Origin of the sequence: Enterobacter cloacae complex sp. I1M, from assembly GCF_014982425.1 — a bacterium.
In the GTDB taxonomy this organism is placed as follows: domain Bacteria; phylum Pseudomonadota; class Gammaproteobacteria; order Enterobacterales; family Enterobacteriaceae; genus Enterobacter; species Enterobacter intestinihominis.
In genome coordinates this window covers 23324-46209 of record NZ_JADCLG010000008.1, presented here as the reverse complement: position 1 = coordinate 46209, position 22886 = coordinate 23324, and the positions used below count along the sequence as shown (strand labels likewise).

Genomic DNA, 22886 nt, shown 5'->3' with positions numbered 1-22886 from the left:
AAGGCGGCGTATTCTATCACGCCCCCCCACCATTGACACCCTCTGTAAACGGCCAGTTAAATTCTGCAATGACATCCAGCGGCAGGCGAGCCGCAGACTGCCAGCAGCGGATGCTTTCCGCAACCAGCGGCGAGCGCAGGTTTGACGCGTTCAGGATCTCGTCTGCGGTCACCCACAGGCAGCGATCGATATCGTCGTCGTGCGGTTCAGTGGCGCACGTTTCGTTAAGCTCAACGGCGAATAAAAAGCGCAGGAAAGGTGTCTGGTCAGGCGCTATCCACTGATGCATACGGATAAAGTGCTGCGGTTCGGCGCGGATACCCGTCTCTTCCCAGAGCTCGCGTTTCGCTGCCTGCAATAAGGTTTCGTTGGCTTCAAGATGCCCGGCTGGCTGATTCCAAAGCGCTTTGCCGTTGATGGTCTCTTCCACCACCAGGAATTTCCCCTGCGCGTGGACCACGCAGGCGACCGTAACATGGGGTTTAAACATCAGTTCTCCTTAGGGGTAACATCCCGCCATTCCCCGTTAGCCAGCGAGTCCAGCGTGTAGCTGCCCATGGCGTAGCGAATGAGTCGCAGGGTAGGGAAGCCCACATGCGCAGTCATGCGCCTGACCTGTCGGTTGCGGCCTTCATAAAGGGTGATTTTAAGCCAGCTGGTGGGAATCGATTTGCGCTCACGAATCGGCGGGTTGCGCGGCCACAGCCACTCGGGTTCATTTACGCGCTCAATACCAGCTGGCAGGGTAGGACCATCGTTCAGCATTACGCCGTTACGCAGCTTTGCCAGCGACGCGTCGTCCGGCTCGCCTTCAACCTGCACATAGTAAATTTTTCCGGTACGTTTGCCCGGCTGAGTAAGCCTGGTCTGGAGCACGCCGTCATTGGTAAGCACCAGCAGCCCCTCGCTGTCGCGATCCAGACGCCCGGCCGCGTAGACCCCCTGAACGGGGATAAAATCCTTCAGCGTGCTGCGCCCGGCCTCGTCGGTAAACTGCGGCAATACATCATAGGGTTTATTGAACAGTATGACCCGCGTTGGCTGGGGTTCTGGCGTTCTTCTGGTGGCTTGTCGTGAGCTGAATCGCTCAACCCGGTGTTTTCTAAAAGAAGTTTTCGTCATGGTATTTTCAGGCGTTATCAATTGCCGCATTATAGCCTAATAACGAAGACCTTTCATGGCGTCGGACAATCAGGTACTATCGGAAGGCTCATTACAATTTATTAACATAAGATCAGTAACAACCAGAAGCGCTCGAAGGAGAGGTTAATGGAAAGCAAAGTAGTTGTTCCGGCGGAAGGTAAAAAGATCACCCTGCAAAACGGCAAGATTAACGTTCCTCACAACCCGATTATCCCGTTCATCGAAGGTGACGGTATCGGTGTAGACGTTACCCCGGCAATGCTGAAAGTGGTTGATGCCGCTGTTGAGAAAGCCTACAAAGGCGAGCGTAAAATTTCCTGGATGGAAATTTACACCGGTGAAAAATCGACTCAAGTTTATGGCCAGGACGTCTGGCTGCCAGCCGAAACGCTGGACCTGATCCGCGACTATCGCGTTGCTATCAAAGGCCCTCTGACCACGCCAGTTGGCGGCGGCATTCGCTCCCTGAACGTGGCGCTGCGTCAGGAACTGGATCTGTATGTGTGTCTGCGTCCGGTGCGTTACTACCAGGGCACTCCAAGCCCGGTTAAGCACCCGGAACTGACCGACATGGTCATCTTCCGTGAAAACTCTGAAGACATCTACGCCGGTATCGAATGGAAAGCGGATTCTGCTGATGCAGAAAAAGTGATTAAATTCCTGCGCGAAGAGATGGGCGTGAAGAAAATTCGCTTCCCTGAGCATTGCGGCATCGGCATCAAGCCGTGCTCCGAAGAAGGGACCAAGCGTCTGGTGCGTGCCGCCATCGAATACGCTATCACCAACGATCGTGGCTCTGTGACCCTGGTTCACAAAGGCAATATCATGAAGTTCACCGAAGGCGCGTTCAAAGACTGGGGCTACCAGCTGGCGACCGAAGAGTTCGGCGGTGAACTGATCGACGGCGGCCCATGGCAGAAAATTAAAAACCCGAACACCGGTAAAGAGATCATCATTAAAGATGTGATCGCCGATGCGTTCCTGCAACAGATCCTGCTGCGTCCTGCTGAATATGACGTGATCGCCTGTATGAACCTGAACGGCGACTACATCTCTGATGCGCTGGCAGCGCAGGTCGGTGGTATCGGTATCGCCCCGGGCGCGAACATCGGTGACGAGTGCGCCCTGTTTGAAGCAACTCACGGTACTGCACCGAAATATGCAGGCCAGGACAAAGTCAACCCAGGCTCTATCATTCTGTCCGCAGAGATGATGCTGCGTCATATGGAATGGTTCGAAGCCGCAGACCTGATTGTTAAGGGTATGGAAGGCGCGATTAACGCGAAAACCGTCACCTATGACTTTGAACGTCTGATGGAAGGCGCTAAACTGCTGAAATGCTCAGAGTTTGGCGACGCGATTATCGCGAACATGTAATCCACTCGCTGGGTTAAATGACAACGGGAGCCTGAGGGTTCCCGTTTTTTATGCACACAAGACGGAAAACAACGCTATGACCCATGATATCCCGCTCAAGTATTATGACATCGTCGACGAGTATGCGACTGAAACGGCAAAACCACCAGAAGAGGCGGAGCGTACGCCACTGGCACACTATTTTCAGCTGCTGCTCACTCGCTTATACAACAATGAGGAAATCAGTGAAGAGGCGCAGCGGGAGATGGCTGTCCAGGCGGAGATAGATGAAGCGCGCATTGACGATATTGCGAACTTCCTGAATCAATGGGGCAATGAATAACGCTTCATCGCGCTGAGTAAGCCAGCAGGCTGGCGAGGTCGTGCCGGGTTAGTGATTTTGAAAAGTACCAGCCTTGCACGAGGGCATCGGGGTATCTCTGCGCGATAAACTGATATTGCGTTTCGCTTTCGACTCCCTCAAACACCAGGGTTTTGTGCAGTTTAGCGAGCGCGTCGCTAAAGATCACCAGGATATCCTGTTTATAATGCTCGTTGATGCCATCCACTAACGACTTATCCACTTTGATTTCGTCATATTTGAGATTGGACAGCCTTGCCAGATTAGAGTTTTGCACGCCAAAATCGTCTATTGAAATTTTGACGCCTGCCGATTTAAGATCCTCACAAAACTCTTCAAGGATGGCCGAGGTGGAAACGCCATTCTCGGATAACTCAACTTTGATTAACGATAAGGGAATAGCGTTCTCTAAGCATGCATGACGTAATACCGCCAGAAATTTGCCGTCTTCAATTTCCGTCCGGCCAACGTTCAGTGAAATCATTAACTGATGTTCGGCCGCCAGCCCGGCAATTTCCGCCAGGGATTTCTTTATCATGTTCTGATAATAAACGTTATACAGACCAATTTTTTTAATTAACGGGATAAACAGCTCAGGAGAAACCTCTTTGTGATTGTTATCCTGCCATCTTGATAACACTTCAACCCCGACGATTTTCTTATCAGCAACCCGAATTATGGGCTGAAAATGAACGCTGATAGTATTCGCTATCACCGCTTTGACCAGCGTTCGCTCAAGAGAAAGTCGATCTTCATAAAGTCGAAGAGAAAACAGCGTCAGGGATACCCAGATAAAGTATAAAAACAGGCACAGGAGCACCATCACTACGCGGGAGAGCGATGCCAGTCCGGCATTATGGTGGGTGACGGTAACGCACAAATCCCAGCGCGTGCTGCACTGCGTCACGGTCTGCGTGAATAACAGTGACGACAAGCGGCTAAGGTTTTCTGTAGGTGACGTAACGGTAAAAAAGGTTCGGTCGAAATCTTTCGTGGTAGAACGAAGTGAATAGTTGGCGGTGACCGGAGAGAATTTATCGTAGGCTGAACGTGATGTGAAGATAATAAGATGGTTATAAATTGTCGCATTGCCTACAAAAAAATCTTTCTGTGAAAATTGCGCCAGACTGAATCCGTTCAGGGTGTTGTGAAGCTCAGAGGGAAGGGCGATGGGATTTGCCAGCTTGCCCCAAAATGCGGTGCAGGTGATTTTCCCATTTTCAATAAACCCCACATCGGCGAAATAGAGACTCTGCATCTTTAAATTACGGTAGACGTTCAGGCTGGCGTTATCGCATCCCTTCGCGGAGGTATTTTTAAGCGTACTGGCGATATTTTGCGTCAAGTCTTCGGAATAGCGTAAGAGCGTGTGGGAGATCTCCCTCTGCCGGTCCTTTTGCTGCTCAACGATAATGGCGTTAACCGCATACAGCGACAGGACGACCATAAAGGTTGAGATGATAGCAACGGCAATGGCCTTGTTCATTTTCCTGCTGTCCCGCCACGTCCTGAGGTGCAGGGATCTTAACACAGGTCATTAAAGCTACAAGTATGCGCGTTGAGCCCGCACGTGATTGAAAGGAAAGCCACCATGCCGACTCATTACATCTCAGAACCACTCAAACCGTGTCGAGAGCAGTAACAATAGCGTACTGGCAGAAACAAGATTAAGGCAGATGACGAACTTGCTCGATACGTTCATGTTATCAGATTCACTTTGCTGTTCAGTAGCCACAGAGAATAGCGGTTCACCTCCTGGGAAAAAACGCCAGATTTTGGTGGGGTGAGGCAAAAAAAAGCCCACTAAAAAGTGGGCAAGAAATACTGGAAGCAATGTGAGCAATGTCGTACTGAATACCTGAGTGATTTGCTCAACTATTCAGTAATGAGAAAGATAATCTTTCTCAGTAAAAGATGCAACCCCACGATGAGTGTGGAACGGCAATTTTTATTGCTCAGATTTTACTCAAACGAACCGTGTGATTCTTATCACAAATTTCCTTTCTCAGATCCTGTGCTATCCTTTTCTGTGTCGTTGATTTAATGACAAAAACCATACAGAGAGGAAAGCTATGGGAATTTTATCCTGGATTATCTTTGGGCTGATTGCGGGGATCCTGGCGAAGTGGATTATGCCGGGCAAAGATGGCGGCGGTTTCATCGTCACGATCGTTCTGGGGATTGTGGGTGCAGTCGTCGGTGGCTGGATCAGTACCCTGTTCGGCTTTGGCAGAGTTGATGGCTTCAACTTCGGCAGCTTTGTCGTCGCGGTGATTGGCGCGCTGGTTGTTCTGTTTATCTACAGAAAAATCAAAAGCTAAATCTGACCTGTGTTAAAAAAGGCTGCCTGAGGGCGGCCTTTTTACTTTGGGCGTTACCACCAGCCTAACTGCGTACCGGCGACGGCCACGATGGCGACAATCAGCATGATGAGGGTCGTTTTTCTCATTTATGCCCCCGGCGCGGCGTAACCGCCAAGGAAAAACCAGCCTAAAAACACGACTGCCGTGATAAAAATAACCACCGGAAAGAGGATCCCTATTCTCATGCCATCACCTGTTTGAGTTTGTATAAGGCCGTAGAGTGTACGGTTTTAATCTAACGCGACAAAGCCTGTTTTGTTTTTTCCTTTTTTATCCTGATACATCGCGAGGTCTGCGGTGCGCAGGGCACTATCTTCATCTGTGCAGTGAGGATCAACAATAACGACGCCATAGCTTGCACCGGGATAGAGAATAGTGACATTACCTAACCCATATTCACCCGCGATACGGCCGTTGAGGCGGGTTTTGATAGCGTTGACCTCTGTGCTGGCGTCGCCATCATCGCTGTGACTCAGGCTGGCAACCAGAAATTCATCGCCGCCGAGCCGGCCGATAATTTCGTCCTGCGTTTGCTGGTGAGTCAGTCGATTGCCGACCTGAACGAGGAACCGATCGCCCGCTTCATGACCGTACTGATCATTGATTCGCTTGAAATCATCGAGGTCAATAAAGGCAATCATGACGTTGCGGTTAAGATGGCGCGCCAGTGAGAACAGGGTGGTAAGGTTTTCAAAAATGGCGCGACGATTCGGCAGGCCGGTAAGGGCGTCGGTGTAAGAGTGGGCAATGAGCGCCGCATTTGCTTCACGAAGCTGAAGCACAAGCGACTCTTTCTGAATGTACTGACCAATTAACCCGGCAAAGAGCCTGATCACCTGCTCGCCACGTTCGCTGAACTGTTTCTGTGCGGTGCTGGCAGCGCAAAGCGTGCCGTACAGAGAACCGTCAGCCAGGTGAACCGGCACGCTCATATAGGTTGTAATACCCAGTGCTTTTGCCGCTTCACACTCCGGCCAGCGGTCGGGCACCTCGTTACTGAACAAGGTGTCGCTATCCATGGCGCGCTTACAGAGCGTTTCGTCCCAGGGCACGCTGAACCCTTCCGGGATCTGCATTTGCTTGCTGTTACGGGCATATAAAATGTGCTGCAAACGCGCGTTGATATCGATTTTGGTCAGGTAGGTTGATTCCATATCCGTCACAATTTCCAGCATTTCCAGTAGCTGACGCACCAGACTGTCGAGAGATTGCTCGGTGGAGAGGGTTTCTGAAACACGGGCAAGAATGATATCTGACATGAGGCAGGTTGACTCCCATGCAGAAGACCTCTGTATCTGCATGTTATGCTGAAAATATAGACTCCGGTCATAGTAAAACATGAACTGGATTAATTTTATAGATTCTTCTGAAAGCGGATGAAGGAGAGGCTAAAAAAAAGCCCCGATGTTGAGATCGGGGCAAAACATCTTGATTACGGAATGATGTTCTCTGGTCAGAGTGAGAACAGACACCACTATAGGGATGAATCGTGCAGGTTTAATGGAGAAATCATGGAGAAAACGGCGATGACCCGTTACTCTGACGTTTTCAACACCCTGAAGGATCATGATAATGAAATATCTTCTCCTGGCGCTGGTTTTACCGCTGGCCGCATGCTCAACAAAGACACCTCCTCCCGATGCGCCTCAACCGCCGCACGCTATTGGTATGGCAAATCCGGCGTCAGTGTACTGTCTGGAAAAAGGGGGAGAGCAAATCCCTGTTCAAAGCCCGCAGGGTGTACGTACCGAGTGTAAATTGCCAGGCGGGGAAGTGATCGATGAATGGGATCTCTATCGACGCGATCATCCGCAACCGACCAGATGACAACGGCAATAAAACTGCGATACACTTCTCTTTAGGATTATTCTTAGCCAGTTTCTGGCGGTACGTTTGCGAGAAGAAGTATGTTTCAGTTAAAACCGGGCAGCATGGCGATAATTGTGGGTGCGCGTACGACGGCGGGCCGTCGAAATATCGGTAAATCCGTAGAGCTGTTTGGCCTTTGTCAGCCGGGCCAGCGTTTTGTTAACCCGGTTAACGGCGTCATGACGCAATTACCTGATACATCAGCGCGTGCGCTGTGGCTGGTCACCGGTGATGTTTACGCCTTTGATAATCAGCACGGTTTTGCGTTTGTTCGCCCGGAACATTTGATGCCGCTTACTCCCGACGAGATGCCACACAACGTGGATGAGCTGGCAATCGGTTAATCACAGTTCACGCAGCCAGTCCGCCAGTACCCGCGCGTGATTCTGCTCCGTATTTTTCGCCCCATAGAGTAGCGTCACGGTCTGCTGTCGGGCGAGGGCCGCCAGGCGTTTGCCTTCATCCTGCTGCTGCGCCAGCTCTTTACGATAGGCTTCACTGAACGCGGTGAAATCGATCGTTTCATTGTGAAAGGCTTTCCGCAGTTCGCTGGACGGCGTTAGCGCTTTACACCACTCATCACAGGCGAGGTCGGTCTTTTTTATCCCTCGCGGCCAGAGTCTGTCTACCAGCACCCGGTAACCATCGTCTGACGTTGCCTGCTCATAGACGCGCTTACATTGAATCATCCGTTTTCCTCCTACCGTTCGACGTTCGGCAAGAACACTATAGCACCCGGCGTTTAACCACCCAATTTAAGGTATTGTGATAATTGCAAAAGATCGGTAGTCTGAGGTTCCTTATGTTATCTGAAAATCCTCCGGCATAAGGAATCTCTCATGGAACTCTCCCCGGTTAAAACGACGCTGCGCATTGCGCTGGTTGGTGATTACAATCCCGATGTTATTGCGCACCAGGCGATCCCGCTGGCGATTGACGACGCCGCTGCGGTTCTGGATCTCACCGCTGATTATGACTGGCTCGCCACGCCTGAGCTGACCAACCCCGAAGACCTGGTCGGGTATGATGCCATCTGGCTGGTACCGGCAAGCCCGTATAAAAACACCGAGGCGGCGTTTATTGCCGCGCGTTACGCGCGTGAAAACAGCATCCCTTTTCTCGGCACCTGCGGCGGGTTCCAGCATGCGCTGATTGAGTATGCCCGTAATGTGCTGGGCTGGCACGATGCAGGCCATGCCGAAACCGATACCGAGGGGAGGATGGTGATTGCGCCGCTGGCCTGCTCGCTGGTGGAAAAAACCGACGCGATTGAGCTGCGGAACAACACGCTGATTGCCAAAGCGTACGGCAAGCCGGAAATTCAGGAAGGTTATCACTGCAATTACGGCGTCTCGTCTGAGTTTGCCAGCCAGCTTGAGCGGGGCGACATGCGCGTAACGGGCTGGGACGAGCAGGGCGAGATCCGCGCGGCAGAGCTGCTGACCCATCCTTTCTTTGTCATCACCCTGTTCCAGCATGAGCGGGCTGCGCTTCAAGGGCGCCCAGTCGTGCTGGTACAGGCCATGCTGCGGGCGGCGCAGGGATAAAAAAAGCAGACCGTCAGGTCTGCCTTGAATGTCAGCGGGGTGTGATCTCCCGGTCACGCCCGGCCAGCATGCCGCACAGGGCCATCACTACCGCTGCCAGCGCGCAGGCCAGCAGCGGAATGCGCCAGTCTCCGGCGGTATCGTGAATTTTCCCCATCAGCGGTGGGCCACAGGCCGCCAGCAGATAGCCAATCGACTGTGCCATGCCGGAGAGCGCGGCGGCCTGATGGGCCGAGCTGGCCCGCAGTCCGATAAACGTCAGGCCGAGGATCATGGTGGCGCCGGATCCAAAGCCAAACACCAGCGTCCAGACGACGGCCAGCCCCGGCGCGAACCAGAACCCGGCCGCACTGACGGCGCACATCAGAGCGACAAGCCCGGCTATGCCACGCTGATCGTTAAGACGGTGCAGGATCAGCGGAATGGCGAGACCGGGAACAGCGGTTGCCAGCTGGAGAAGTCCGTGCATGGAGCCAGCCTGCGTTTCGCTGTAGCCGTGGCTAAGTAAAATCGCGGGTAACCAGCCGATAATGACGTAGTAAATCAGCGAGTTAATGCCCAGAAAAAGCGTCACCTGCCAGGCGAGTGCCGAGCGCCAGATTGCCCGATTGTGCAACGCGCCCGCGCCGGTCAGGGTGGCGGCCGGCCTCTGGCGCCATTGCGGTAACCACAGCAGCAGCGCCACCAGCGGGAAGAACATCAGCATCAACAGCGCCCCGTGCCAGCCACCACTCCCCAGCGACAGCGGGACGATCAGCGCAGACCCTGCGGCAGCGGCGGCCCCCATCGTCAGCGAATAAGCCCCCGTCAGTTTTGCGACCTGGCCCGGAAAATCACGCTTGATTAATCCGGGTAACAGGACATTGCCCAGCGCAATCCCACAGCCCACGATCGCCGTACCGATAAACAGCAGCGAGGCCGACGGCAGCGAACGTACGCCAATCCCGATGCAAATCAGCAGCAGAGCGATAAAAAGGCTGCGCTCCATGCCCAGGCGCCGGGCGACGCCTGCGGCAAGGGGAGAGATAAAGGCGAAGGCCAGCAGAGGCAGCGTTGTGAGCAGGCCGGTTTGCGCCGTGCTTAAGCCATAGTCCTGTCGGATGGTGTCGAGCAGGGGGGCGACCCCGGTAAAGGTGACGCGCAGCGTCGTGGCGATCATCAGGATGCCTGCAACCAGCAGCGCGCCCTGTTTCCCGGAAGGTTGAATAGCAGTAGTCATTATTGTCTCTTACGTTCAGGCGAGCGCATACCATACCGATTTAAGTCGTGGTTGAAATCAGGCTAAAATGACAGTTTATCGCTAATATCGGAAAACTTTATGTATGGACTGGGACTCGACGGCTACGATCCCGATAGCCAGCACGACGCGGCGGTGGCCTTTCGCATCCGCGTGGTGGCACAAGAACAGTACATTCCGCTGCATCAGCACCGCAAAGGGCAGCTGATTATGGCGTTGGGAGGAGCGATCACCTGTGAAGTAGAGAACGCGATGCTGATGGTACCGCCCCAGTATGCGGTGTGGATCCCGGGTCAAACGCCGCACAGCAACAAGGCGACGCCCGGCGCGCAGCTCTGCCTGCTGTTTATTGAACCCGGTGCGCTCGAATTGCCGACCCGTACCTGTACGTTGAAAATATCACCCCTGGTGCGGGAGCTGGTGCTGGCGCTCGCGGACAGGTCACAGGCGGAACTGCCTCTTCCCGCTACCGGAAGGCTGGTTGACGTCCTGTTTGATGAACTGCCCCTGCAACCGCAGGAGCATCTCCAGCTGCCGGTATCTCCGCATCCGAAAATTCGTCTGATGAGTGAGACCATGGCAAACGAACCTGCCGCCTGGCAGACGCTGGCGCAGTGGGCCAGCCACTTTGCCATGAGCGAGCGCAATCTGGCGCGACTGGTGGTGAAAGAGACCGGCTTAAGCTTTCGCCGCTGGCGACACCAGCTCCAGCTGATTGTCGCATTGCAGTTTTTGATCGGCGGAAAGTCGGTCCAGCAGGCGGCGCAGGCGCTGGGGTATGACTCCACCACCGCCTTTATCACCATGTTCAAGAAAGGACTGGGACAGACGCCCGCCCGCTATATCGCCAGCCTGTCTACGACTTCCCGATAAACAGCGAAACCAGTCCGGCAGCAATCAGCGGGCCAACCGGCACGCCACGAAACAGCGCCACGCCTAACACGGTGCCCACCAGCAGCCCGGCCACCAGAGAAGGCTGGCTGCTCATCAGCGTCACGCCGCGCCCGCCAAGCCATGAGACAAAAACGCCCACTGCAATCGCCACCAGCGATTTCCAGTTCACAAAGGAGTGCAGCAGCGTTGAGGCCGGTAGCGTTCCGCTGGCAATCGGGGCCATCACACCGATGGTCAAAATAATGATCCCGATGGTAAGCCCCTGTTTTTCTATCCACGGGAAGAAGGTGTTCAACGGTGTGACGCGAACGATGATCAGGACCAAAATGGAAATCGCGACGGTGGTATTGTGGCTGACAAAACCCAGAGCAGCCAGGGCCAGAAGTATGAGTAGTGTAGGGTCGAACATGACGGGATCCTTGCCAAAAATAGTAAGCCTGCTTACTTTACGCGCAAACGCGACGGCAGGCAGGCTTTACTGAAAAAATTGTCTATTTTTGGGCACTTGCCTGACGTCAGTCCACCAGTTGCTGGATAAGCGGACTCCCTTCGCGGATAAACACCGGGATGGTTTCCAGCGCCGCAGGCACCCGGATATGCTCCCCACCGGCGTAGCGCTTACCGTTGAGGGCGATCCAGCTATTGCCCGTCGGCAGCCAGACATCGCGCTCACGCTGACCGGCCTGCATAACCGGCGCCACCAGAAGATCTTCACCAAACAGATACTGATCTTCACACGCCCAGCTCTGCTTATCCTTCGGATAGTGCCAGAACAGCGGACGCATAAGCGGGTCTCCGTGCAGATGAGCCTGCCGGTACAACGCGTCAATATACGGGCGCAGGGTTTCGCGCACGGTAAGCCAGTGCTGCATGATGGCGTAATTCTCTTCTCCGTAACTCCACAGCTCATTAGGCGAACCGCTGTTACACTGAGGAATGCCGTCACGGTAGCGCTCCGGGGGCTGGATCTGCGGTTCGCGATAGCCGTGCATGCGCAGAACCGGTGTAAACACCGCCCACTGGAACCAACGGATCAGCAATTCATGGAACGCCGGGTCGTTAACGTTCCCTCCCTGGAAGCCGCCGATATCGGTCGTCCACCATGGGATCCCCGCCAGCCCCATATTCAGTCCTGCGGCGAGTTGATTGCGAAAAGCATGGAACGATGAGTGGACATCACCCGACCACGCCAGCACGCCGAATCGCTGGCTGCCTGCCCAGGCGCAGCGTACCAGGTTAACAATGTCGGTTTCGCCGTTTGCCTGGAGCCCATCGTAAAAGCCCTGCGCAAAGTCACGCGGGTAGCGATTGCCCACTTCCAGTACCGGACCGGCGTGGTAGCGATAGTTGTCAAAATCATAGGCGCGATATTCCGGCTCCGCTTCGTCCAGCCAGAACAGCTTAATGCCCATGTCGTAGTAATTTTTCTTCACCGTATCCCAGACGAATTTCCGCGCCTCAGGATGGGTCGCATCAAAGAAGGTGGTATTGCCCATAAAATCGAGGTTGACCTGCACGCCGCGCTCACTGCTGACCAGCCAGCCTTTGGCTTTCATCAGCGGGTAGAGGGGGCTGCGCGCCTCTACCGTTGGCCACACCGACACCATCAGCGCAATACCCATTTCGCGCAGCTCGTCGACCATGCCTTCAGGATCGGGCCAGTCTACGGGGTCGAAGCACCAGGTGCCCTGATTCGGCCAGTGGAAAAAGTCGATGACCATCACCGACAGCGGCAGATTACGGCGGCGATACTCCCGCGCAACCTCCAGCACCTCCTGCTGGGTGCGGTATCGCAATTTGCACTGCCACAGCCCGCTGATAAACGCCGGGGCGGGGGGCGGAGTACCGGTGGCTTTCACATACTGGCGGGTGATATCCGCCACCGTGTCAGCGGCGGTGATCCAGTAGTCCATCTCTCCTGTGACGCGGGCGCGCCATTCCGTCTGATTTTTTGCAAAGCTGGCTTCACCAATCGCCGGGTTGTTCCACAGCAGGCCATAGCCAAGGCTGGACTGCATAAAGGGCACGCTGGCCTGGGAGTTTCGCTGAGCCAGCTCCAGCGTACAGCCTTTCAGATCCAGCCACGGCTGTTGATACTGACCCATGCCATAGATGCGTTCATCCGGACGCGATTCAAACCGGACGGTGAGCTGATATTTGCCGCCCATCAGCGGTTTAAATTCGCGGCCATCCAGCTTCAGAGCGCTGACATATTTATCCTGACTCTTCTCGCTGGCACCGATACCCACCGTTGAACGCTGGCGCCACATCTCCTCCAGCAGCAGTTCGCCGCGCTGATTGTAGAAGGCCAACTGACCTTTAAGGTTCAGGGTCGCGGTAATATTGCCGTTGCGCAGCGTCAGGCTTTCCGCTTCGGCGACAATCTCGGCCTGGCAAGGGGTGGCGGGTAACAGTGCCTGTAAGGCGTCATCAAATGCCGGGGAGCAGGTGGCCCTGACGCGAAGACTGTTTTCTCCCCAGGGTTCGATGCGCAGGATCTGGCGTTCAAAACGCCATTCGATACAGTTGGAATGTTGAATCAGCTCACTCATGGATAATGCGTCCTTCTAAACAGGGTGTTTGGCGAGATGGATGGATTGCATTGTGCTGTCGTCGAGCTTGTACCAGCGCAGCGTGGCAAACGCGCAGAGCGACAAGATGCCAGGTACGACGGTGAAGAGGGCGATGATGCAGTACATGGCCGTGGTAGTTTGTTCCGGGGCATTGGCAACATAGCCGCTTAAGCCCAGCGTCCAGCCAACAATCGCGCCGCTGATCGCCATCCCCAGCTTGAGTACGGCGAGGAAGGTGGAGAAGATCACGCCGTCCATGCGTTTGCCCTGTTTCCATTCGCCGTAATCGGCGACATCCGCCATCATCACCCACATTAGCGTGGTGGTGGCCTGGTAAAGGGTGGAGACGATAAACGTCATGGGCACCAGAATAAGCACCGACTTAGGCGCAAAGAACAGGGCGATGCTGAGTACCCCCGCCAGTACGGAACAATATCCAAACATCTGCACTTTGCTGACGTTCTGCGTCAGACGTTTGGCCAGCGCGCTGCCTGCGGCTTTCCCGAGAATATGCGCGCCGAGCATCCACATAAAATAGCTTGCGCTACCGAGATAATAAGTGACGAAATACATCATTGCGCCAAGGCGAATAACGCCAAAACCAATATTGGTTAATACCAGGACGGCGACAACTCGCCATTGGTCGTTTCGTAATAAATCCCGCAGTTCCGCAAGATAATTATTGTGGGTGGCGGGAGCCTTAATACGTTCACGCGTATTCGCGAAGCAGATCCAGAACATGATGACCGCGACGGTCGCCATAATGGCCATCGCCCAGCGGTAGCCCAGTAATTTATCGTCGCCGCCTAAAAACTCTGCCAGCGGCATCATAAAGAATGTCGACAACGCGCCTCCCAGCGTGGCAAGGAAAAAGCGATAAGACTGAAGGGAAATTCGCGCATCGTTGTCGGGCGTAATTACCGCGCCCATGGAGCAATAGGGAATATTGATTGCGGTATACATCAGCATCATCAGGGTATAGCTGACGGTGGCGAAAATCATTTTACCGTGCAGGTCGAGCGACGCCGGCACGGCGTAGGTCAGCAGACAGCTTGCGCCAAAGGGCAGCGCCAGCCACAGCATCCAGGGGCGGAATTTTCCCCAGCGGGTACGCGTCCTGTCTGCGATATAGCCCATCGCCGGATCAATTATGGCATCGGCGGTTCTCGCCAGAAGAAACATAGTGCCCACGAATGCGGCAGGTAACCCCACCACGTCCGTATAGTAAAACGTCAGAAAAATAATGACGTTATCCAGCCCAATATGGCTCGCCATATCGCCTAACCCATAACTGATTTTTTCTTTACGGGTAATTATCTCGGTCATTGTATTCACCTTGCCAGTGTAAGGTTTATTTATGAGGTGCTCCGTAAACAAGGTTAACCATCATGAAAAGGTTAACAATTGCGAGATCTGGCATCGGGGTTACGTAAATTTCTTTTCGTGATACCGGTAACAAATAAAGTATTTAAACAGTGACTTTATACGGGGGAGGGGAGTTAACAGCGAATCGTTTCAGCGAAAAATTGTCATTTCGCGGACGCGTCATTGTCATTTAACTGTCATTTTGCGGGAGTAAAAAAAAAGGGAAATGGGCAAGGCAGAGGGCATCATGAACGATCCTATGTTTGTCGAAACGCTGATTATCTCCTCATCGTTTTTTATCATCGCGATTATTTTGATTGCTTCCGTGCTGCTGCTGGAAAACGGCTGACCGTTAGCCAGCCTCTGTATTTATTGTTTACGGAACGACACCAGTTCAGGACGGGCGATACGCAGATAGTCCTGGGTATCCATAATCACCGATTTTTCCAGCAGACCGGCGTTAAAGGCGATCTCGTCAAAGCGCTCAAACAGCAGCGGATCGGCGACCAGCGTCAGATCCGGGTGAAAGCTGAAGGGGGGAATGGCGCCGAAAACGCAGCCGGTAAGCGCATCCACTTCGGCCGGACTGGCGAGAGATGCCTTAAGCCCTCCGAAATGGCTGGCCAGCAGGCTCAGATCGGCCTGCCGATCGGCGGCGAGGATTGCCAGAATATGTTTCTTAACGCCGTTGCCTTTTACCTTACAGACCAGCGCTTTTGCTCCCTGGCGGAGATCGGTCCCGCGAATTTCACTGACCGCTTCGCATTTCCCTACGGCCTCATGCGCCACCACACGAAAGTGCGCCTCCTGCTCGGTTAATAAGCTGATTAGCTGCTGATGGGTTGTCGTCCCGGTCACGTCATCAGACATAACGATTTCACCTGTGATTAGCCAATACGTAGCTTGCTACATTAGCACGGGAGGGAGAGGGCTGAAAGAAAACAGCCAGCGGGAGCGCTGGCTGTTGATTCATGCGTTGCTGGTGGAAGACTGTTTCTGGAACAATTCGCTAAAATCTAAGTGACTGAATTTAATTAGTAAAACTCTTTCCCCAAAACATCCCCAAAATAATTCCCCAAAACTCCCTGTTTAAATCACAACTTTTTTCCATTCTAGACCACGATCATCTCCATACATTACGCTCATTGCTTCGGTTTTATGCCCTAAAAGAGTTTTGACATCTATACCCTGAGCTTTGTATGTTCTTGATGAAAGCGAGCGCTGTTCATGAAACGGCGGAAGGGCAGTGCAATCCTTAGGCCAGGTGATATTTGCTTTATCTCTTGCCTCCTTAAAATATCTTGATATCGTTTTTTCTGGAACGTGAGATCCCGCTTTACCGTAAGCGTGATGCTTAACATGGTGGATCAGATAAGGGCTTACTACTCTATCGCGACACTTACTAATAACATCAGCCAGAGTCAACCCGATTGCATCGCACCTTAAATTTAAGGGGATAGCTAACTTCATTCCGGTTTTATTTTGGGTAACATGAAGGTGATTATCCCAAATGTCACTAAACTTCATCTCGACTATGTCACCTATCCTTTGCCCGGTTACTAAAGCCAAAAGCATAGAATTTTGAGCGCAAGGCGGTAAAGAGCCTGCGCTTTCAAAAATCAACTTCCATTGTTCAATGCTAAGTCTGCTTCGTTTCACTTTGGCTATTGGATTTTTTACAGCTAAGGCTGGGTTGTAGCCAGGATCAACCTCGCCAGCATGCTGCGCCTCTTTGAACACGTCGTTTAGTACGCTTCTTATCAGTTGGCCCATTCTGTGCTTTCCCTCTGCCTTATATTCATCAATAATTTTTGCAATGAGTCTTGTATCAACATCCTTCAGGCGAAGGTTTGGCACTCTATCTGCGAGAATCTGAGAACATAATCGTCTGGATTTTACAGTAGGGTTTTTTATCTCACCGTCACGCAACCTTTCCATCTGAATTTCGATGTATTTTTTAATCCACTCAGAAACACGTATACCTTGATCCTTTTTCCCTGAGCTCTTCAATGCCATATCAATCAGAGCATAAGATTGCTGAGTTTCTTGTTCTGCGGTTATACGGTTCATCTCGATTGCAGCAGCTTTTGCCGCTTCATCATCTGTTCCGAATCCAATAAATGAACCTGTTACAGGGTGGCGATATTGCCAATAAATTTTTGAAGTACGCTTATCTAACTTACAGTAAAGGTTGGGTATTTTGACATTATGTTTTCTGGGGCGAGCTGCCATTTATTGCTTTCTCCACTAACTGGCGGGCCTTGTCTGATAATGAAGTTGAAATATCAACACTGCCAACCATGCCAACAAAACGAGCATCTTCATCTATAACCCAGCGTCGACCTTGCTTTAAGGCTGGCGGATAAGTCTGTTTGGTCTTTGCTATTTTGTTTAATGCTGAGTTGCTTAATGGATATTTGAATCCATTAGGACCAGATGCCCACTCATGAAGTGTTACTAACTGCCCCATGCGTTTCTCTCCACTTAACCGGCTGCACCCGGTGTTTATTTCTGCAATTTATCCTTCATGCTCTTAACTGTTACCGTAAGCAGATCGATATCAGTCACTTTGCCATGAATTATTTCAGCTATCCGCTCAACAATAGCGCGGTAGTTTGTTTGTTCGGCCCCCTGAAGCATGGCGGCGCGTATTGTGCGAGCAATGTGTTCACGAAGCTGCTGGCTCCCGTGATACTTGACTGCTATATCACGCAGCTCGTTCACCAGCTCACGGATCTGATGGTCTTTCATTGCTACCGGCGCTGGCGGTGCGGCGTATAACGGTGTGCCATGCGGTAGGTCATTAAAGCCAGGCTTCTTGCTGATACCTCCACTACCTGAACGCTCGTCACGTAATGCCACCGCCTCCGCTTCGAGCGATGCCAGCGCAATCTTCATCGCTGCCAACGCCATAGCCGCGTCTTCGTTTACAGCGCCGGGCACACCATCGCGCTCTTCTTCAAGCTCCGCGATTGTCTGCTGGAGCCATTCTTTGGTAATAGTGATCATGATGCCTCTCCTTTAACGGCTGCGGCGACCTTCAGGCCAGCGGATACCAAGGCTGACAATACGTCTTCGCGCGAATACCACTCACCATCCGGGGAAGGGGTAGGACACATGTCTACCTCGTAACGCTCAGGCAATTTCACCTCACGCGCCTCCAGTTCATTGATGCGCTTGCGGAGGGCTGCTATCTCCATCTCGGCAGCATCGGCATAATGAACGTTTGAATGCTCTTTAAGATGTCCGCACGCCATCATGAAACCACGGTGGTGCTCGCGGTTAGCTCGGACAATCTCTTCTTCGATGCGGCGGCCCTTGGCTTCCAGCTCATCCAGCAGCGCCTCATGACAGGCATTCCATGCATGCCACATGTAGGTGTAATGCGGGCCAGGGTAGGTTCCGTCTTGATTGCGGTGCTTTTTCAGGATTCCCCACGGAAGAGCTCCAGATTGCTCAGCCCACCGCTCAAAGGCCTCGCGCGTTTTTTCTCCATGCGCATGTTTGTCGATGTTGCTCATTGGGCGGCCTCCTGGACAGGCATCAGTGCTTCACGCACGCATGGCTTGTAGTAGTGATGGAAAGCAAACGTCAGCCCGAGCTTGGTTGCACTCTGGTTCTTCGAGCTCAGCAAGCCAAGCCCCATGCAAATAGTTGTTGCAGTCCAGCCAGAGTGATACCCGGCAGCACGTTTCATTACGGTTTCAGCCAGAATGGTGCGGAAATCAGAGCGACCGAAATTCGTGTTTTCGAATGCTGCATTGATCACCTCATCGGTAAGGTGCGCGTCGATCGAGTTGCTCATGACTGCACTCCTTTGCGAAGCTGGGCGGCGAAGTTCTCAGCATCAGCGGCCATGCCAGCAGCCTCTTCAGACATCCTCATGCTTCGGCTACGCAGAGCCTGCTGTCGTTCTCGCTTATGTGCGGCAAACATCTCCACACCCTGCGCCATTACATCAGCCAGGATAACTTCGGTTGCTGGGGTTTTAACGTCGACCAGCATTCGAACGCTTTCGACATTCTCCGGATCGGTTGATTGCTGCCATCTGATAGTTGCGTCAATCGCAGCTTTAATCCCCGCATTTTCCGCAGCCAGCGCAGCAGCTTCATTACGAACCTTACGCAGTTCCAGAACAGCTACCTGCACTGCATAAGCGAACATAGCAGCAGGGCGGTCACTCACTTTTTCACTGTCTCGTTGCATGTTGACAGCAATAGTCATCAGTTCTTCAAGCTGTTCGCTGGTCATTGGTTTATTGGCTGTCATGATTTTGCTCCTGCTGCAATTTGTGTTGCTTAACGAAGTGGGCCACAGCCTTTGACTGGCTGGCGACAATGGTTTTGTCATCCATGTCCAGCCAAACGGTTTTACCGCGATACAGTGAGGCCCGACCAATTTCCTTACCATCGAGCATCACATACAGAGAACGTCCGCGAATTTCTGTTGTCGGTACTGGTTGTGACAAGCGATAGAGCTCACGTGCTTCAGCAATGGCTTTATGTTCGTCCATAATCGACAGCGCCTCGGCCAGTGCAGTCCCTTCAAGAGTGAAGACGCCTTCATCACTGATCGTGGCCTGAGCCATCAGCTCAACGAAACGGCGTGCGTTCTTTACACTCAGTTCCGGCGCGATAGAGCTACGGGTTACTTTCGATTTACCCTGGGCAGCCGCTACAGCTTTATCATGTTGGAGTACTTTCCCGGCCTGTTCGCCATACTCCATAACGCGATCAACCGCGACATCGACTGACACAGCACCGGATTTAACCTCCTGCTGAACGTCATGGTTCGCCGTACTGAGGAGCAGCAGCTTCTCGACGGTGGCCACAGACTTATTCACCAGCTTTGCTATCTCGCTGGTGGTCTGGTTAAAGGCGTTATGTAGCTCCTGAATAACAGCTGCCTGTTCCATATCGGATAGCGGGAGCTGGTTGTTACTGGTCATGATGCGCGCCAGGCGCTGAACATCGTTACCGTTGAACGGCATGATATGGATGCGGTCTACTGGCTTACCAGCTTCTGCACAGCGCGCATAGCAGCGACGCCGACGGTGGCCTTCAACAACCCACACTCCACCTTCATCACGGGCGATAACCTCCAGCGGGGGAACGGAGCCACCATTCATCAGAAAGTTGAAAAGGTCATCATCTGCCTGGCGGGTACGTTCATCATCTTCGCGTTTGTTGAAACCTTCCCGCACATGGATTTGGTCGAGGCTGATGAACATCCCGGTATCGGTGCGCTTGATGGTCCCGTCACGGGTCATTTGCTTGAATGAGTTAGCCATCAGAGAGCCACCTCGTTATTTTGGGAAATGACGATGGGTGACAGCTCACGCAATTCTCGCTGGGCTTCCAGTAAATGCATATTGGTTCTGGTCTTCGTGTAGCGTTCAACAACGCGGTCACACTCTTTGGCCCAGCTTGCGACATCTTCACGCAGAGTAGCGTTCTGAAGAGCCAGTTGTTTACGCTGCGCCATCGCTTCGCAAAGCGCTACGCTTGTATAGTCCAGGCGGTTAGCCAGTTCGGTCATAATTCCGCGATAAGCTGGCGGAAGGAGAGGGGCGGCCTTACGCGCTGCATCGATCAGCTGCTCCCGGGTCATGCGTGGTTGTAACTCGGTGACGTTCTGTGTGTTCGTCATGGATAGTTTCTCCGTGTTATACGCGCTCTGCACAGCGCTGAATTTTGGTTGCACGAATCCCTCGCCGATTGGCGACAAAAAATAAAGGGGTTTCGTTTTAATAAGCACCCAACCAGGGCACTTAGTGAAACGGGCGGCTGCCACCGCCAGTTAGCTTCTCCACAATTGGGAGCGCGTTCTCCTGAGTTGATTTAACGACTACGGCCTCTCAAGTTGAACGCTGAACGCGCTTTCAGTTGTGTAAAAGGGGCGGTCGACATTAAGGACATCCAAAACTGCCGACCGCCAAGACTACACACAGCAATCAAAACTTTGCCTGTCTTTTCACCACATCAGGCTCAGTGGTATTCTTGGAGCTCTCACACAGCCAAGAAGATAAATCTATGAATAACGATCTTATTGAGTTAAGACTCTCCGCTATTGAATCTGCGGTTAAGACCATTTCAGCTGCAATATGCGCTAACGAGGGTCCACTCTCAGATGATTTGCACAACCAAATACGTTTACTACGCGAGCAACTTTCAAATCCTGGAAGCACTGTTAAACAAGAAGCTATTACCTATCAAACCATCAAACTTTTGGATTCACTTAATTGTGACCCGTGGGAACCTTTTTAAATAACTTCTCGTTGAAGGAAGCCATTTTTGCTTTTGCTCGAGCCCTTCGCTCCGTTTCAAGGGCAAGTTGCATGTCCGACAGAGCACTAAAAACGGCAGCATTAAATGCAAGGAACTGTGATTCATCACTGCACTCGGCAGTAGTTTTTCCGTCAACTTTCAACTCTATCTTCATGCCTGCCACCACAATGTTCGCTGCTGATGATTGAAATATACAAAACGTATTCATTGTGGTCAATACGATTTGTATACAAAAAATCGGCGTTAACATTATGTATTTGTTTCTTAACGGAAGAATTGATGAAAAGAATTGCGCTTAAGGCTTAAGATATGTAGTGCAGTAAGATTTTAGAGCCCAGCCTGGAAGCTGGGTATAAATAAATTTTTAGAGAAGCCGTAACTTGGTTTCAACTGCTACGCCGATGATTCGACAGTTGCCGTTGATTGGCATAAGTGGCCATTGAGGATTAAGCCCTTTTAAATATTTTTGACCACCATCAATGATTAACTTTTTGAATGTAGCTTCATTTGTATCTGATAGTTTTGCAATCACCAAGCTGCCGTTTATAGGGTCTCTTCCTGTGTCAAATAAGACAAAAGTGCCCTCAGGTATACTCAGTCCAACTGGCGCTGTCATAGAATCTCCTTCAACTTCTAGCCAGAATGCCTCTCCCTGAATATGTGCATCGGACTCAAGCCATAGATCGATATCTTTCAAGGTATAAGCTTCAACAGCTTCTCCCCACGCCCCAGCTTTAACGCTACTCAAAACCGGATACTTTTTACCAGTCTTATATGGCCCAACGTACTCAACATCCCCTTTGAGGGTCTCATCAACTATTAGACCTCCCGCGCCAACGGAGAAATGTTTTTTTCCTAAAAACTCTAGGATTTGTGCGATCTCCCCCAGGCTAGGTTCACGGCGTGCATTCAGCCAATGGCTTACTGCACCTTTAGTTATACCAAGATGTTCTGCCAGCTGCTCTTGAGTAATTCCCTGAGATTTCATCAGGGATTTAGCGAGGTCGTACCATTTCATAGTCATACCAAAATAATACAACTTGTATACCTTAAATCGAGTCACAAAACGTATATTCATCTTGTGGATTTAAGATACAAAATGTATATTCATCCTGTTAACGGGAGAGTCAAATGAATAATCTACGAGCTATCAGAACAAATCTGGGCATTACACAAGGGCACCTAGCAAGCGCACTTGGTGTAACAAAAGGGGCTGTTTGTCATTACGAAAACAGCAAAAGGAAAATGAACATCGATCAGTGCCGTGCAATCGTTTCTGCCCTTAATGATTTCGGCGCGGAAGTGAGTATCGATGATGTTTTCCCACCGCTGAAGTCTAGTGAAACTGCGGTGTAAACATAACTACCAAAGGAAAATCAATATGGTAGAGCCAAGTCTGAAAGAAGTAGTTAAAGCGATGTGCAAAGCGTACCCAGGAGGCCGTGAAGCTATGGCCGGTGCTCTTGGCATGTCAGTAACGCAGTTCAACAACAACCTGTATGAGAAGAATGGTTGCAGGTTCTTCGAAGTGAACGAGCTGGAGGCCATGGAAGACATCTCGAATACGTCCCTCCTGGCGGATTACTTTGCCCGTCGCCGTGGCGCGCTGCTGGTGGACATTCCTCAACTTGAAGACCTTGATCGTGTCGACCTGTTTGATCGTGCCATGAGAACGTCAGCAGCGCGTGGACGTGTTGATACCGTGATCCAGAGAGCTCTCGAAGATGGAGTAATCGAACGTCATGAAGCTGAAGAAATCAACGAATATCACCGCCGTCATCTGGCAGCGCGTGAAGAAGAGATCCGCGCGATTGTCGCGCTGTTTAGCCGTAAGAAAATCTAAAAGAAGTGACGCCCGCGAGTGTGCAGCTCCGGGCGTCGTGGCGTGTCG

General features: G+C 52.1%; 32 protein-coding genes and 1 pseudogene. 10 read left to right on the top strand and 23 right to left on the bottom strand.

The genetic code is table 11. From position 1 onward, the window contains the following. Nucleotides 1-16: 16 nt before the first annotated feature. Both INF86_RS03640 and rluE read right to left on the bottom strand, forming a co-directional pair. The gene (locus INF86_RS03640; RefSeq protein ID WP_045307954.1) at nucleotides 17-490 is read right to left on the bottom strand and encodes an NUDIX hydrolase; all 474 of its coding nucleotides are present in this window, start codon (nucleotides 488-490) and stop codon (nucleotides 17-19) included. Then, nucleotides 490-1152, bottom strand: coding sequence for a 23S rRNA pseudouridine(2457) synthase RluE (gene rluE, locus INF86_RS03635; RefSeq protein WP_193543243.1), 663 nt, complete (start codon nucleotides 1150-1152; stop codon nucleotides 490-492). Before rluE ends, INF86_RS03640 begins: the two co-directional genes overlap by 1 nt. Nucleotides 1153-1269: 117 nt before the next feature. On the opposite strand from rluE, the gene icd reads away from it, so the two are divergent. Both icd and INF86_RS03625 read left to right on the top strand, forming a co-directional pair. Next, nucleotides 1270-2520, top strand: coding sequence for an NADP-dependent isocitrate dehydrogenase (icd, locus tag INF86_RS03630; protein WP_193543242.1), 1251 nt, complete (start codon nucleotides 1270-1272; stop codon nucleotides 2518-2520). A gap of 76 nt (nucleotides 2521-2596) precedes the next feature. Beyond that, nucleotides 2597-2842 (top strand): DUF2543 family protein, encoded by a 246-nt coding sequence (locus INF86_RS03625; RefSeq protein WP_022647773.1) that lies wholly within the window; start codon nucleotides 2597-2599, stop codon nucleotides 2840-2842. Nucleotides 2843-2846: 4 nt separating this feature from the next. Here INF86_RS03625 and INF86_RS03620 read toward each other — a convergent pair whose 3' ends face one another. Then, nucleotides 2847-4346, bottom strand: a complete 1500-nt coding sequence (locus INF86_RS03620; protein WP_023305887.1) for a cyclic diguanylate phosphodiesterase — start codon at nucleotides 4344-4346, stop codon at nucleotides 2847-2849. Nucleotides 4347-4469: 123 nt separating this feature from the next. Next, on the bottom strand, nucleotides 4470-4562 hold the full coding sequence (yncL, locus tag INF86_RS03615; protein WP_071524166.1) for a stress response membrane protein YncL: 93 nt from the start codon (nucleotides 4560-4562) through the stop codon (nucleotides 4470-4472). A 370-nt stretch (nucleotides 4563-4932) separates the two neighbouring features. Here yncL and INF86_RS03610 point away from each other — a divergent pair, with 370 nt between their 5' ends. Next, complete coding sequence (locus tag INF86_RS03610; protein ID WP_022647775.1) at nucleotides 4933-5181, top strand: GlsB/YeaQ/YmgE family stress response membrane protein; 249 nt, start codon at nucleotides 4933-4935, stop codon at nucleotides 5179-5181. A 53-nt stretch (nucleotides 5182-5234) separates the two neighbouring features. Here the strand turns inward: INF86_RS03610 and yoaJ are convergent, their stop codons facing one another. Genes yoaJ through INF86_RS03595 form a run of 3 tightly spaced genes read right to left on the bottom strand, consistent with a single transcriptional unit; the run spans nucleotide 5235 to nucleotide 6482 of the window. Further along, on the bottom strand, nucleotides 5235-5309 hold the full coding sequence (gene yoaJ / locus INF86_RS22620; RefSeq protein ID WP_071785224.1) for a protein YoaJ: 75 nt from the start codon (nucleotides 5307-5309) through the stop codon (nucleotides 5235-5237). Then, nucleotides 5310-5408, bottom strand: a complete 99-nt coding sequence (locus tag INF86_RS03600) for a YoaK family small membrane protein (RefSeq protein ID WP_015570793.1) — start codon at nucleotides 5406-5408, stop codon at nucleotides 5310-5312. It abuts the gene before it with no gap. A gap of 45 nt (nucleotides 5409-5453) precedes the next feature. Continuing rightward, nucleotides 5454-6482: a sensor domain-containing diguanylate cyclase gene (locus INF86_RS03595; protein WP_022647776.1), complete on the bottom strand. Its 1029-nt coding sequence runs from the start codon at nucleotides 6480-6482 to the stop codon at nucleotides 5454-5456. Between the two features lie 313 nt (nucleotides 6483-6795). Between INF86_RS03595 and INF86_RS03590 the strand changes: the two genes are divergently transcribed. Together INF86_RS03590 and INF86_RS03585 are read left to right on the top strand one after the other, a co-directional pair. Next, on the top strand, nucleotides 6796-7050 hold the full coding sequence (locus tag INF86_RS03590) for a DUF333 domain-containing protein (RefSeq protein ID WP_022647777.1): 255 nt from the start codon (nucleotides 6796-6798) through the stop codon (nucleotides 7048-7050). Between the two features lie 80 nt (nucleotides 7051-7130). Next, a complete protein-coding gene (locus INF86_RS03585) occupies nucleotides 7131-7436 on the top strand; it encodes a hypothetical protein (RefSeq protein ID WP_022647778.1) in 306 nt (101 codons plus the stop codon). On the opposite strand, the gene INF86_RS03580 is transcribed toward INF86_RS03585, so the two are convergent. Next, nucleotides 7437-7781: a DUF488 domain-containing protein gene (locus INF86_RS03580; protein WP_193543241.1), complete on the bottom strand. Its 345-nt coding sequence runs from the start codon at nucleotides 7779-7781 to the stop codon at nucleotides 7437-7439. Between the two features lie 150 nt (nucleotides 7782-7931). On the opposite strand from INF86_RS03580, the gene INF86_RS03575 reads away from it, so the two are divergent. Continuing rightward, nucleotides 7932-8639: a CTP synthase gene (locus tag INF86_RS03575; RefSeq protein WP_022647780.1), complete on the top strand. Its 708-nt coding sequence runs from the start codon at nucleotides 7932-7934 to the stop codon at nucleotides 8637-8639. Between the two features lie 31 nt (nucleotides 8640-8670). Here the strand turns inward: INF86_RS03575 and INF86_RS03570 are convergent, their stop codons facing one another. Continuing rightward, a complete protein-coding gene (locus INF86_RS03570; RefSeq protein WP_023305888.1) occupies nucleotides 8671-9858 on the bottom strand; it encodes a CynX/NimT family MFS transporter in 1188 nt (395 codons plus the stop codon). 99 nt (nucleotides 9859-9957) lie between these two features. On the opposite strand from INF86_RS03570, the gene INF86_RS03565 reads away from it, so the two are divergent. Beyond that, nucleotides 9958-10749: a helix-turn-helix transcriptional regulator gene (locus tag INF86_RS03565; protein WP_193543240.1), complete on the top strand. Its 792-nt coding sequence runs from the start codon at nucleotides 9958-9960 to the stop codon at nucleotides 10747-10749. Here INF86_RS03565 and INF86_RS03560 read toward each other — a convergent pair. The 3 genes from INF86_RS03560 to INF86_RS03550 form a co-directional block, all read right to left on the bottom strand. Beyond that, a complete protein-coding gene (locus INF86_RS03560) occupies nucleotides 10733-11179 on the bottom strand; it encodes a DUF441 domain-containing protein (protein ID WP_003857881.1) in 447 nt (148 codons plus the stop codon). The two genes, INF86_RS03565 and INF86_RS03560, sit on opposite strands and share 17 nt — an antisense overlap. A 106-nt stretch (nucleotides 11180-11285) precedes the next feature. Further along, nucleotides 11286-13322: a TIM-barrel domain-containing protein gene (locus INF86_RS03555; protein WP_193543239.1), complete on the bottom strand. Its 2037-nt coding sequence runs from the start codon at nucleotides 13320-13322 to the stop codon at nucleotides 11286-11288. Between the two features lie 15 nt (nucleotides 13323-13337). Beyond that, the gene (locus INF86_RS03550) at nucleotides 13338-14669 is read right to left on the bottom strand and encodes a glycoside-pentoside-hexuronide (GPH):cation symporter (RefSeq protein WP_023305891.1); all 1332 of its coding nucleotides are present in this window, start codon (nucleotides 14667-14669) and stop codon (nucleotides 13338-13340) included. A 286-nt stretch (nucleotides 14670-14955) separates the two neighbouring features. On the opposite strand from INF86_RS03550, the gene yoaI reads away from it, so the two are divergent. Then, nucleotides 14956-15057, top strand: a complete 102-nt coding sequence (gene yoaI, locus INF86_RS22355) for a small membrane protein YoaI (protein ID WP_017384693.1) — start codon at nucleotides 14956-14958, stop codon at nucleotides 15055-15057. A gap of 20 nt (nucleotides 15058-15077) precedes the next feature. On the opposite strand, the gene INF86_RS03545 is transcribed toward yoaI, so the two are convergent. The 11 genes and pseudogenes from INF86_RS03545 to INF86_RS03495 all read right to left on the bottom strand — a co-directional run bounded on the left by INF86_RS03545 (nucleotide 15078) and on the right by INF86_RS03495 (nucleotide 22019). Continuing rightward, nucleotides 15078-15578, bottom strand: a complete 501-nt coding sequence (locus tag INF86_RS03545; protein WP_023299826.1) for a YbaK/prolyl-tRNA synthetase associated domain-containing protein — start codon at nucleotides 15576-15578, stop codon at nucleotides 15078-15080. Between the two features lie 219 nt (nucleotides 15579-15797). Beyond that, nucleotides 15798-16940 (bottom strand): phage integrase Arm DNA-binding domain-containing protein, encoded by a 1143-nt coding sequence (locus tag INF86_RS03540; RefSeq protein WP_193543238.1) that lies wholly within the window; start codon nucleotides 16938-16940, stop codon nucleotides 15798-15800. Next, nucleotides 16915-17178 carry an excisionase gene (locus INF86_RS03535; protein WP_071887073.1) on the bottom strand — a complete coding sequence of 88 codons (264 nt, stop codon included), beginning with the start codon at nucleotides 17176-17178 and terminating at the stop codon, nucleotides 16915-16917. The genes INF86_RS03540 and INF86_RS03535 overlap by 26 nt, the downstream gene beginning before the upstream one ends. Before the next feature lie 35 nt (nucleotides 17179-17213). Continuing rightward, entirely contained in the window at nucleotides 17214-17717 is a 504-nt protein-coding gene (locus INF86_RS22350; protein ID WP_227414730.1) for a hypothetical protein, read from the bottom strand. A gap of 109 nt (nucleotides 17718-17826) precedes the next feature. Further along, nucleotides 17827-17944: pseudogene (locus INF86_RS22615) on the bottom strand (ead/Ea22-like family protein); the annotation flags it as partial. Between the two features lie 281 nt (nucleotides 17945-18225). After that, a complete protein-coding gene (locus tag INF86_RS03520) occupies nucleotides 18226-18513 on the bottom strand; it encodes a hypothetical protein (protein WP_227414728.1) in 288 nt (95 codons plus the stop codon). Continuing rightward, nucleotides 18510-18977 (bottom strand): hypothetical protein, encoded by a 468-nt coding sequence (locus tag INF86_RS03515; protein WP_193543237.1) that lies wholly within the window; start codon nucleotides 18975-18977, stop codon nucleotides 18510-18512. The genes INF86_RS03520 and INF86_RS03515 overlap by 4 nt, the downstream gene beginning before the upstream one ends. Continuing rightward, nucleotides 18964-19998: a chromosome partitioning protein ParB gene (locus INF86_RS03510; RefSeq protein WP_193543236.1), complete on the bottom strand. Its 1035-nt coding sequence runs from the start codon at nucleotides 19996-19998 to the stop codon at nucleotides 18964-18966. The genes INF86_RS03515 and INF86_RS03510 overlap by 14 nt, the downstream gene beginning before the upstream one ends. After that, entirely contained in the window at nucleotides 19998-20357 is a 360-nt protein-coding gene (locus INF86_RS03505; RefSeq protein WP_227414727.1) for a hypothetical protein, read from the bottom strand. Before INF86_RS03505 ends, INF86_RS03510 begins: the two co-directional genes overlap by 1 nt. Before the next feature lie 588 nt (nucleotides 20358-20945). Further along, on the bottom strand, nucleotides 20946-21245 hold the full coding sequence (locus tag INF86_RS03500; protein ID WP_227011064.1) for a hypothetical protein: 300 nt from the start codon (nucleotides 21243-21245) through the stop codon (nucleotides 20946-20948). Between the two features lie 114 nt (nucleotides 21246-21359). Continuing rightward, nucleotides 21360-22019 carry a LexA family transcriptional regulator gene (locus INF86_RS03495; RefSeq protein ID WP_039269164.1) on the bottom strand — a complete coding sequence of 220 codons (660 nt, stop codon included), beginning with the start codon at nucleotides 22017-22019 and terminating at the stop codon, nucleotides 21360-21362. A 107-nt stretch (nucleotides 22020-22126) separates the two neighbouring features. Here INF86_RS03495 and INF86_RS03490 point away from each other — a divergent pair, with 107 nt between their 5' ends. After that, entirely contained in the window at nucleotides 22127-22351 is a 225-nt protein-coding gene (locus tag INF86_RS03490; RefSeq protein ID WP_039268812.1) for a helix-turn-helix transcriptional regulator, read from the top strand. Nucleotides 22352-22376: 25 nt separating this feature from the next. Next, complete coding sequence (locus tag INF86_RS03485; RefSeq protein ID WP_193543235.1) at nucleotides 22377-22838, top strand: YmfL family putative regulatory protein; 462 nt, start codon at nucleotides 22377-22379, stop codon at nucleotides 22836-22838. Nucleotides 22839-22886 lie beyond the last annotated feature (48 nt).